This window comes from Clostridium sp. K04 (genome assembly GCF_019734375.1).
GTDB lineage: Bacteria > Bacillota > Clostridia > Clostridiales > Clostridiaceae > Clostridium > Clostridium saudiense.
The window spans coordinates 1-11,737 of record NZ_JAASHD010000025.1 but is presented as its reverse complement, the minus strand read 5'-3'; the positions used below and the strand labels follow the sequence as shown (position 1 = coordinate 11,737).

The following is an 11,737-nucleotide window of genomic DNA, read 5'->3' as shown; positions in this document are numbered from 1 at the left end:
ATATCTTTTAACATCTTCTATCCAAGATTCACCTACTGGTACATTATTCTTTTCACAGTAGTAATTCCATATATCTCCAATTGGATATGTTTTAAATTCTTCCATTAAGGCTAATCTTTCAGTAAAGTTACCTTCATCTTGAAGCTTTCTTAACAATTCATTTGGAGTTAACATTGCATTTAATAATGCCTTAATCATATTTCTTGTACCAATTGTCCAAGCTACTATTCTATTAATACTTGCATCAAAGAAATCAAGTCCAATAATTACTCTATCTAATGCATCATTTCTTACTATTTCTTTAGCAATTTCCTTTAACTCATCATCATAAACAACTACATGATCACTATCCCATCTAACTGGTCTACTTACATGAAGAGCAACCTTTTCATCAAATAGTAACATTGATGATAATTTATCAGAAACAACTTCTGTTGGATGATAATGTCCCGTATCCATTAATGACATAATTCCATTTCTTGCTGCAAAGTTTAGATAAAACTCATTTGAACCTACTGTATAACTTTCTGCACCTATACCAAATACTTTTGATTCAACACAATCTAAGTTATAATCTTTATTTGTTTTAACTGCATATATTTGCTCTAAAGAATCTTTAAGTCTTGCTCTCGGCCCTAATCTATCACTTGGAATATCCTTATATCCATCTGGAATCCAAAGATTAGTTAAGCAAGTTTGCCCCAATTCTTTTCCAAAGTATTCACCAATTTTTCTAGATGCAATAGCATGTCTTATCCAGAAATCTCTTATTTCTTTATCTGGATGTGATAATGTTAATCCATCTGCTGCTTTTGGATGTGAGAATATCGTTGGATTAAAATCTAATCCTAGCCCTCTTTCTTTTGCCCAGTTAACCCAGTTTTCAAAATGTTCTGGTTTTATTTCATCTCTTTCAACAAACTCTCCATTACTTTCTAAATAAATAGCATGTAAATTTACTTTATGCTTACCTGGAATTAAACTTAATGCTTTATCTAAATCAGCTCTTAACTCTTCTGCACTTCTTGCTGCTCCAGGGTAATTTCCATTACATTGAATTCCTCCAGATAAAGCATTTTGAACTACTTCAAATCCTTTAACGTCATCTCCTTGCCAACAATGAACTGAAATTTTCACTTTATTAAGTTCTTCTAAAACTTTATCTACATTTATTCCCCATTTTTCATATTGCTCTTTAGCTAATTCATATCTTTCTTTAACATTCATCTTAAACTTCTCCTTTATTTGGTTTAAATATATTTATATCAAATGATTCTTTTATTACTTGCCTAGCTTGTCCTAAATCCTTTAACTCACCAACACTTATTAATTGAGCTACAAGATTTCCTATTGCAGTTGCCTCTACTGGTCCTGCTAAAACTTCTTTTCCAGTAACATCTGCAACTACTTGATTTAATAAATTATTTTGGCATCCTCCTCCAAATATATTTATTCTCTTAAATTCTTTTTCAAATATATCCTCAAGATTTGCCACTGCACTTTTGTAACTATGTCCTAAACTATTAAATACACAAACTGCTATTTCTCCAACTTTTGTTGGAATATCTTGATTAGTTTCTTTACAATAGTTTTGAATTTCTTCAATCATATTGTCGGGTTTTAAAAATCTATCATCATCAACATTAACTATTGATTTAAAATAATTGTGCTCTTCAGCTAGTACTACTAAGTCAGCAAAAGAAAACTCATTATTTAAATTTCTCCTTACCTCTTGTATTACCCAAAGCCCCATAATATTTTTTAAAAATCTAAATCTATAATCAATTCCACCCTCATTTGTAAAGTTATAATCCATAGCTTGTGGTACACAAATCGGGAATCTATTCTCTACGCCAATTAATGACCATGTACCAGAACTTACATAAATACTATCTGAATCATTACATACTGAAGATATAAATGCTGATCCAGTATCATGAGTTGCTGGAAGTATAACCTCCATATCAAATCCAAATTCATCAACTAATTCTTTTCTTAACTTTCCTAAACTTGTCTTTGGCATTTTTATTTCTTGGAACATTTCCTCATTGATTCCATATTCCTTTAAAATATTTTTATCCCAAGTTCTATCAAAAGAATTTACTAACTGTGTAGATGTTGCATTTGTATATTCATTAGCTTTTTTACCTGTAAGTAAAAAATTTAAATAATCAGGAATCATTAAAAATGTTTTTGCCTTTTTTAAGTATTCTGGATTTTTATCCTTAATTGCTAATAGCTGATATAATGTATTAAATCTTTGGAATTGTATTCCTGTGTATAAATACAACATATCTTGCGGAATAACTTGAAATGCTTTTTCCATATATCCCTCAGTCCTATCATCTCTATAGGCAACGGCATTTCCTAGCATCTCATCATTTTCATCTAATAAAACAAAATCTACTGCCCACGTATCTATGCCTATGGTTTTTGGCACTTTTCCAATCTCTTTGCACTTTTTAATACCTTTCTTTATTTCATTAAAGAGTCCTTGAATATCCCAACAATATTCATCTCCTATTTTGCTAATTCCATTTTCAAATCTATATATTTCTTCTAACTTTATCTTTCCATCTTCTATACTTCCTAATATATGCCTCCCACTAGAAGCCCCCATATCAATGGCTAAGTAATAGCTCATCATTTCTCCTCCCTTGCAAAACGTTTACTATGATTAAATTATAAATAAAAACAACCTTGGCTTTAATAACCAAGGTTGTCTAATTTATTATCCTTATTTGCAAATGTATTTTTCCTCAAATATAAATATACATAGTAAAATCACCTTATAACAATAATTTATGATTTTCTAAAATCTTTTGGGGTATAACCATATTTTTCTTTAAATATTTTATAAAAATAAGTAAGATTTTCATAACCAACTAAAGATATTATCTCTACAATAGAAATATCTGTTTCATTTAGTAATTGCTTTGCTTTATTAAGCCTTTTTTCTTGTAACAATTCTTTAAATGTCATATTAGTATGCTTTTTTACTAACTTACTTATTTTATAATGTGGCTGATTCACTATTTCAGATATTTCAAATAAAGTTGCAGTAGAATAATTATTATCTATATACTTTAAAACTTCAATTATAATTAAATTATCATAATTATCTTCTGAATAAACTTCTATATTATTAGGCTTTTTAATTAATTCTACAATTAATAGTCCAACTAATAATTTTATAGTTGTGCTACTCATCATAGTGGGTTCATAAATTTCTATAATTATCTTTTCTAAAATCTCTTGTATATTATTTTCATTAGAAACTTTAAAATAAAGATATTCACCTTTACTATTTTTATTTAAATATAATGACTTTAATAAAAAGTTAAATATAATGTTATCACTTTCTGATAAGTTAAGAATAAAATCAAAAAATTCCGGTCTTATTATGAAATTAATTATAATATCATCTTCAGAACTTTTTTCTATTGCATGAGTTATATCTTTGTTTAAAAAAATTATTTCGCCTTCTTGAAGTTCTATTTTTTTATTATGTATTACTTCTGTAAGTTTACCTTTATAGACATAATTAAATTCAATATAGTTATGCTTATGTGCAGGGAACTCTATAAACCTCGTATGTTTTCTTATATTTATGAGTTGTCCATCTGCCAATATTTTTTTACTATCTATGATAAATTGTTTATCATCTGTATATATACTTTGATCAATGCTATGTTTTCCTTCTAATATTTCTTTCTCTTCTTGCGTTAATTCCATTAATTTATCTATTATATCTTTTCTCATAATCACTAATCTCCTTATAAGTTAATTATAAGATTAATTTAGTAATTTGGACATATCTTTTACCTATTTGATCTACTACTATAATTGCACTCTGAACTTATATTTAACTTATTAAAATGTTATAATATATATCATTGGAGGGTATTTTTATGGAGAATTTAATTGATTTACACACACATTCATATATTTCAGATGGTAGCTGTAGTCCAACAGATGTGATAAAAGCAGCAAAGAAAAATAAATTAAAAGCAATTTCATTAACTGATCATGATAGTATTGCAGGTTTAAAAGAAGCTAAAATTGCTGCAGAAGATAGTAATATTGAATTAATTAATGGAATTGAAATTAGTGCATTATATAAGGATGGTAGACTACTTCATATACTTGGTTTAGGAATTGATATACATAATGAGTACTTTTTAAATAGCTATAATAAAATGAAAAAAGCAAGAGAAAAAAGTGTTCCAAAAATACTTAAGCATATAGAAAACAATCATGGATTGTCTATAGATATTAACTATTTACATAAAGTTAAATACGATGAATATTTATCTAGATATGATATTTACAGATATATTCTTGAAAATAATATTTGTACTGAACCTCAAAAAGTTTGGGATATATATTTAGATCCAATTCCTTATGGAAATGATGAGTTAATCACTGTAGATGAAGCTATTAAAATGATTCATGAGGCTGGCGGAAAGTCTTATTTAGCTCACTTTAATAAAAGAATTGGTTTAGAAGGTTTCAGTTTTGAAGAAATTGAAGATAATATTAAATATTTAGTTTCTTTAGGGTTAGATGGAGTTGAAAGGTACTATCCTTCTTATACTGATGATGATAGAAGACTTTTGGACTATTTAGTATGGAAGTATCAGTTATATTCTAGTGGTGGAACTGATTATCACGGTGCTAATAGGGGTAATATTGAAATTGGATTTGGAGAAGGTGACCTTAAAATTCCTTACTCTTTAATTGATAGTTTAAAAAGATAATAAATAACCAGCAATGTATAAAAATCTATCTTAATACATTGCTGGTTATTTTTAATATCAAGTTGTTATTAAATCTATATTTATTTTATTACCTACTAAGTTTATATGAATATTAGCTTCACACTTAAGCTAATTTCATTTACTTAAAGTTTTTCACCATTTGAAGATATAACTTCCTTATACCAATAAAAACTCTTTTTTCTTCTTCTTTCTAAAGTTCCATTTCCATCATCATCTTTATCTACATAAATAAATCCATATCTCTTCTTCATTTGACCTGTTGAAGCAGCTACTAAATCAATACAGCCCCAAGTAGTATACCCTATAAGTTCTACACCATCTTCATTAACTGCATCTTTCATAGCTTTTATATGATCCCTTAAATATTCAATACGATAATCATCTGCAATATTACCATTTTCATCAGCGCTATCTACGGCTCCTAATCCGTTCTCAACAATAAATAATGGTTTTTGATATCTATCATATAAAGAATTCAAAGTAATTCTTAATCCCAAAGGATCTATTTGCCATCCCCACTCACTTGCGTTTAAATATGGATTTTTTAATGTTGCAAATACATTTCCAGCTGTTTCTGCATTAACTTCAGGATCAGCACTAGTTAATCTAGATGAATAATAACTAAAAGAAATAAAATCAACTGTATTTTCCTTCAGTATTTCCTCATCCCCATATTCCACTCTTATTTCTATATTCATTCTTTCAAACATCTTTTTTGCATAATTAGGATATTCTCCACGTGACTGAACATCTATGAATAAATAATTTTCTCTATCCTTCTCCATAGACTTCCATACATCTTGAGGTGCACAAGTATTAGCATAAGTATTTCCTGCAGCTAACATGCATCCTATTTTAAAATCAGGATTTATTTCATGAGCAATTTTAGTCGCTTTTGCGCTAGCTACTAATTGATGGTGGGCTGCCTGATACTTTATGGCTTGTTCATCTTCACCTTCCTCAAAAACTAATCCTGCTCCAACAAAAGGCAAGTGAATCAACATATTTATTTCATTAAAAGTAAGCCAATATCTAACTTTCTCTCTATATCTATTAAATATAACTTTACAATATTTTATATAATAATCAACCATTTTACGATTTTTCCACCCACCAATTGTTTTTACTAAATTCATTGGAACATCAAAATGCGCTATCGTCACTAATGGTTCTATTCCATACCTTTTACACTCATCAAATACATTGTCATAGAATTTCAAACCTTCTTCATTTGGACTTGCGTCATCTCCATTAGGAAATATACGAGTCCATGCAATAGATAATCTAAATGTTTTAAATCCCATTTCAGCAAGTAACGCTATATCCTCTTTATAATTATAATAAAAATCAATTGCCTCATGGCTAGGATAATAATGTTCATTATCACACTCAAACATTTTCATTTTACCTAACATAACTGGAAATCTGTCTTTACCAACAGGGACTACATCAATAGTTGCAAGACCTTTATTTCCTTCTAAATACCCACCTTCACATTGGTTTGCCGCAACAGCTCCACCCCATAAAAAACCATTTGGAAAACTACTCATTTACAATTCCTCCTTCTCTTAATTCTACTGGTCCAATAATTCCAAAAGGTTCAATTGCTAGATATTGAGATAACCCATCTCTATTTCCATTTCCAAGAGTATTTGTCACTTCAACACTAATCTCATTTTTCCCTCTTTTTATCAAATCACTTATATCATATCTATATGGTGGACACATCTTAACCCCTGCTGATTTCCCATTTATAAATACTTCTGCAACTTCATAAACTTCACCTAAGTTTAAAATTACATCTTTACTATTACCTGAATAATCAAATACAGATTTATATTTTATCGTTCCTGTTTTATCTTCATATTCATCAATTAAGCTTATATTTTTTAATTTATCTAATGCCATTTCTGAACTAAAATTAGGATAAGATAATGCATTAGCAAAACTTATATTCCAATTCAAATTTAACTCTGTCTTAGACATATTTTTAATATTAATTTTTTTATTTAAAGCATAGTTAACTGCTTCCTTTGTAAATATTATTACTTTTGATTCATATGGTTCTAAATATAGTTCATAACTATTTTCTTCATGTTCATTTAAAATATATAACTTATTTTCATATGCATCATATTCATAAGCATAACCTAACTTAGGAATATTCACCTTAGTATCTAAAATTTCAGAAATACTTTCATTAAAGAACATAAATGAATTCATATCTTCAGTTTCATAGTGATAATATACTAAATCTTTAAATTTCTCTTTTATCTTTATCTCTCTATTTTCTTCACATGAAATTGATAATTCCTTTAATTGTACACATTGACTCATTTCTTTTAATAAATTTAAACTTACCTCGCCTTTACCTATAAGTTCTTCTGGGTATCCATTAATAAAAATAACCTTCACATTGTTTTGTGCTAATTCACAAATCTTTTTCGCAATATTTACAGGTAAATATTGAGCATATGGTATAACTAGAACTTCAAACTTTTCTCTCTCAATTTCATATTTACTATCTCTTATAACTGCTTTATCTAAATAATCTGCTGAAATTATATCGCAATCAATTTGATTTTCTAATAATTCTCTAACAGCTTTCTCAATAGGCATATATTCACCGGTCCATTCTTGCTCTGCAGGATATAAAACTCCAACATTAGCATGATGAATTCCATTTTGGAATAAATTCATTAATCTATTTGCATAATCAGAATAATGCTTAAAATATCTAAACTGTGGATTATGACCATGTGCATAAAAATGTGGTGGACAATCCCAATCTGGATATTCTTTCGGATTAAAAGCATGAGGCACTATATAATTAATACCTCTAACAATTAAATGATCAGTTATCCACTTCATTAGTTTCGAACCTTCATTCCACCCATAGGCTCCAAAAGCCTCACACATTGCTCTTCCTTCTTTATTTTTTTCTAAATGTGCAGCAGATGAACCCAATTTACCTAATGCAAAATGATAAAACTCCCCATTACATCCACCAGTTGCAAATCCATCATGATGATAAGGCATACCTGGTACAATCTGCGTACCTATTACATCTATTCCTGAAAAACTTTGATAAGTTTGCCCTCTAAAATAATGTCCTGTTCCATATCCTAATCTAGCATGTGCTCCATTATCCTCAATATTATGTCCAATATAATGAACTCCTCTTTCTTCACACCATTTCCCTATAACTGCAGTAAAATTTTCCGAATATAATTTTGTAATTAAGTTCATATATTCATATCTTATTTCTGCTTGTTTTTTATTGCTCTCAACAAATAAAAGTGGTAAATACTTTAACTCAAAAGGTAACTCTTCTTCTAAACCTATTCTCCAAGGAAGAACCATTTCAGTTTTACCTATTGATGACTCTGTACCCTTTTGGTTACCAAAACGTGGTTCATCAGAGAAAAATCCCAATATTGTTTTTCCAAACTCCTCTTTATAACGCTTATAGTGAGCTTCATAAACAGTATCAACAAGTACTTGTGTTGCTTCTTTCACTAATGGATTTAAATAATCCTCTGTAGCCTTTTCTCCACCTTTATGCGTGCTAAATACAACAAATATACTCCAAGATCCCTTAGGAATATCTAAACTTAATATTCAATTTTTAGGTCTTTCATTTATTTCAAATAAAGTCTCTACATCAATATTATCTCCTTCATCAGTATATTCATTGCATCTCTTAGCTACATATATACCAATAATATTTTGATCCTTTTCATTAGGTCTTTCCCATGGTCGCCCTTTTAATAATTTCATATTAATTCGCGCTCCATTCATAGGTCCTACTACATCAAATCTCCTCATATCTAAATACATTTTTTTATATTGAGGATACTCATCTCTTATTTTTCCATTAACAAAACCTGTTGGAAAGTGTGAGTCATCCAAGATCCATACTTTCATATTTCTTTTCTTTGCCTCATCTAATATAACATCTATATCTTCCCACCACTTATCCCCTAAGAAATCAGGATGTGGTCTTGCTTCTATGCATAATGCATCCATTCCACACTCACTTATTTTTTCTGTATATTTCCTTAATAACTCTTCACTTTCTCCATGTTGCCAGAAGAATGGATATAAATAATTACCATATTTATTTTGTAAGTTTTGTTGTAAATTCTTCATACTAGCACCTCACTCATTACTAAATATCCATATAAATCCCTACTTAAAGTATTACTTTCAAATTTAATATAATCATATATATTTTTTTGATTATAGAGAGGGGCATCCCCCTCCCTAATATTCAACTAAAATTAATCTTCTTTATTTGTAACAACATAAGCGCAAACTGCTGAAACTACAAATGCAATTGCAGCACAAGCTATTGCTAAATAAAATTTTGAATCTACCCCTGTTGGAGCAATCATTCCTGGTAATGCAAATATACCATTACCAACCATATTGTAATATTTAATTCCTGCAAATCCGATTATTCCACCAGCAACCCCACCGCCAATGAATGCACATACAAATTCTTTAAACTTAGGCAGTGCAATAGTATAAATAATCGGTTCTGTTACACCACATAATCCAGCAACAACATTTCCTAATGCCATTGATTTTCTTTGCTTATCTTTAACTTTCAATCCATATCCTAACGCAACTCCTGAAACTGAAAATACTGTCATCGTTAAAATACTATTAAGAGGACATGCTCCTAAAGTAAATATATTATTTATAATTATTGGTACCATAGCAGTATGTAGTCCTGTTAATACTATTAATTGCCAGAAAGCTCCTGCAACAATTCCTGCTAATACCGGACTTACAGCTACTAATGAAACAACCCCATTTGCAATCCAATTTGATACAACAGTTACTACTGGGCCTATAACTAAAAATGTTATTGGTATAGTTACAAGCAAAGTACACATTGGTACAAACATAAGTTGAATCATTTCAGGTATAATCTTCTTAAATAATCTTTCTATATTAGCTCCCAATAAACAGGCTACCATTGCTGGAAAAAATGTGTTCTGATAATTTACCATCTCTATAGGAACTCCTAAAAAACTCAATGTTTCTTCAGCTCCAACAAATGATAATAATGTTGGGCTCACCAAGGCCGCTGCAATAGCCATCATTAGTACAGGACTAGCTTTAAATACCTTTGCAGCCGAGTATGCAATGAATATTGGGAGGAATACCATAAATGCATCAGCCGCATTATATAAAAGTATATAAGTCCCATCTGTTGTAGATAAAATGCCGCAACTTGTAAGGATTGTTAATAACCCCTTTAATATCCCAACTCCACACATTGGTCCTATCAAAGGCATTAGGCATCCCTGTATTGTTTAAAAAAATTTATTCCAAAGACTATCTTTTTTAACCAATTTCATATTTTCGGCCTTCGCTTTTCCTTCTTGCTCTAAACTATTGCCCATAGTATCAATTTCTTTATGAACAAATGGAAGTACATTAGTAACATGGGTTCCTATTATAACTTGATATTGTCCACCTTGATTTATAACTCCCGCTACACCATTAATTTCCTTTATACTATTTTCATTAGGTATACTATCATCTTTTAATATAAATCTTAATCTAGTCATACAATTAGAAACACTAATTATATTTTCCTTTCCTCCTACTGAAGCAACAACTTCCTTTGCTAATTCAGTATAATCCTTAGCCATAATACTCTCCTCCAACTCCCTTAATCTCATAAAACTCAAGTTTTTAAAACTAAAAATATTTTTTATTAGCTAGCTTAACTATATAATAAAACAAACCTTCAGCATTTTAAATAACGTTTACAAAGTTGTTGACTAACCAAACTTAAGTATTTATATTATAACTTAAAGGATGTGATTTTTTATGAATATAGATGAATTAGAAAAATTATTATTTACATTAAGCCCAAGTGAAATAAAATATCAAAGTGAAACTAATCCTAGTTGGAATGCAAATAAATCCATTGAAGCTGGTAAACCATTTAATGGTTCTTACTTTATAGATAGTGATATAGTTTATATAAATAAACAAAGTAGATTTATTGATGTTTCTCCTCATTCCCATGATTTTATTGAAATTGTATATATTTATTCTGGAACTTGTTATCAAAATATTAATGGTGAAGATATAGTATTAACTAAAGGTGACATATGTATAATAGATACTGGAATTATTCATTCTATAAAAGCTGGTCACTTTAATGATATTTTCATTAACATACTTATGAGGAAGGACTATCTTACAAGCTCACTATTAAGCCGTTTATCTTCAGATAGTGTTATTTCACAATTCCTTGTAAATGCAATAACAGAATCTACAAATCATGAAAATTATTTAATATTTAATGATAAAGATACTTCTAAAACAAACTTCTTTATGAAGTCTATTTTATGTGAATACTTCGATAAGGGGTTATGTTCTACTGAAGTTATAAATTGTTACTTAATTTTACTATTTTCAGAGCTTATACGTACTACTGAGTATTCTTATCATAGAAAAAATACAATTAATGATTCACAAAATAATCTTATTGATATTTTAAAATATATTGAAAAGAATTATAATGAGTGCACTTTAGAATCTGTTGCTAATCAATTTAATTTCCATCCTAATTACCTAAGCTCATTTATAAGAAAAATGACAGGAAAAACTTATAAAGAAATTGTGCAAACACAACGAATGCTTAATGCTGCAAATTATCTAAAAAATAGTAATTTACCTATTTATGAAATATCCGAAAAATCTGGATATAACAATCTAACTTTCTTTTATAAAAAATTTAAAGAGTATTATGGCCTATCACCACAGGAATATAGATATAAATAATATTTAGTTAATAAAACTATATAGTAATTTCGTTCAAATTTTCTATAATAAATTAAATCATAAAATGAGGATATCTAAAAATTTGTGTAAAATATAAATATAATAAAATGTATAACTGGAAATTTTATTTCCAGTTATATTTT

The 11,737-nt window shown here is 28.8% G+C and carries 10 protein-coding genes; 2 read left to right on the top strand and 8 right to left on the bottom strand.

The genetic code is table 11. From position 1 onward, the window contains the following. The 3 genes from rhaA to HCG70_RS11285 form a co-directional block, all read right to left on the bottom strand. The coding region (gene rhaA, locus HCG70_RS11295; protein ID WP_221697785.1) for an L-rhamnose isomerase at window positions 1-1,227 on the bottom strand (1,227 nt) is incomplete at its 3' end. 1 nt (window position 1,228) lies between these two features. Then, a complete protein-coding gene (gene rhaB, locus HCG70_RS11290; RefSeq protein ID WP_042399318.1) occupies window positions 1,229-2,644 on the bottom strand; it encodes a rhamnulokinase in 1,416 nt (471 codons plus the stop codon). 158 nt (window positions 2,645-2,802) lie between these two features. After that, a complete protein-coding gene (locus HCG70_RS11285) occupies window positions 2,803-3,762 on the bottom strand; it encodes an AraC family transcriptional regulator (protein WP_154820529.1) in 960 nt (319 codons plus the stop codon). A gap of 149 nt (window positions 3,763-3,911) precedes the next feature. Between HCG70_RS11285 and HCG70_RS11280 the strand changes: the two genes are divergently transcribed. Next, window positions 3,912-4,760: a PHP domain-containing protein gene (locus HCG70_RS11280; protein ID WP_221697784.1), complete on the top strand. Its 849-nt coding sequence runs from the start codon at window positions 3,912-3,914 to the stop codon at window positions 4,758-4,760. 143 nt (window positions 4,761-4,903) lie between these two features. Here HCG70_RS11280 and HCG70_RS11275 read toward each other — a convergent pair whose 3' ends face one another. The 5 genes from HCG70_RS11275 to HCG70_RS11255 all read right to left on the bottom strand — a co-directional run bounded on the left by HCG70_RS11275 (window position 4,904) and on the right by HCG70_RS11255 (window position 10,450). Further along, a complete protein-coding gene (locus HCG70_RS11275) occupies window positions 4,904-6,331 on the bottom strand; it encodes a 6-phospho-beta-glucosidase (protein WP_221697783.1) in 1,428 nt (475 codons plus the stop codon). Continuing rightward, the gene (locus HCG70_RS11270; protein WP_221697782.1) at window positions 6,324-8,300 is read right to left on the bottom strand and encodes a glycosylhydrolase-like jelly roll fold domain-containing protein; all 1,977 of its coding nucleotides are present in this window, start codon (window positions 8,298-8,300) and stop codon (window positions 6,324-6,326) included. The genes HCG70_RS11275 and HCG70_RS11270 overlap by 8 nt, the downstream gene beginning before the upstream one ends. Before the next feature lie 102 nt (window positions 8,301-8,402). Next, window positions 8,403-8,933 (bottom strand): hypothetical protein, encoded by a 531-nt coding sequence (locus HCG70_RS11265; RefSeq protein WP_221697781.1) that lies wholly within the window; start codon window positions 8,931-8,933, stop codon window positions 8,403-8,405. Window positions 8,934-9,064: 131 nt separating this feature from the next. Then, window positions 9,065-10,090 carry a PTS transporter subunit EIIC gene (locus tag HCG70_RS11260; RefSeq protein WP_221697780.1) on the bottom strand — a complete coding sequence of 342 codons (1,026 nt, stop codon included), beginning with the start codon at window positions 10,088-10,090 and terminating at the stop codon, window positions 9,065-9,067. A gap of 18 nt (window positions 10,091-10,108) precedes the next feature. After that, window positions 10,109-10,450 (bottom strand): PTS transporter subunit EIIB, encoded by a 342-nt coding sequence (locus tag HCG70_RS11255; RefSeq protein ID WP_221697779.1) that lies wholly within the window; start codon window positions 10,448-10,450, stop codon window positions 10,109-10,111. A 181-nt stretch (window positions 10,451-10,631) separates the two neighbouring features. Here HCG70_RS11255 and HCG70_RS11250 point away from each other — a divergent pair, with 181 nt between their 5' ends. Further along, on the top strand, window positions 10,632-11,594 hold the full coding sequence (locus HCG70_RS11250; protein WP_221697778.1) for an AraC family transcriptional regulator: 963 nt from the start codon (window positions 10,632-10,634) through the stop codon (window positions 11,592-11,594). Window positions 11,595-11,737: the final 143 nt, after the last annotated feature.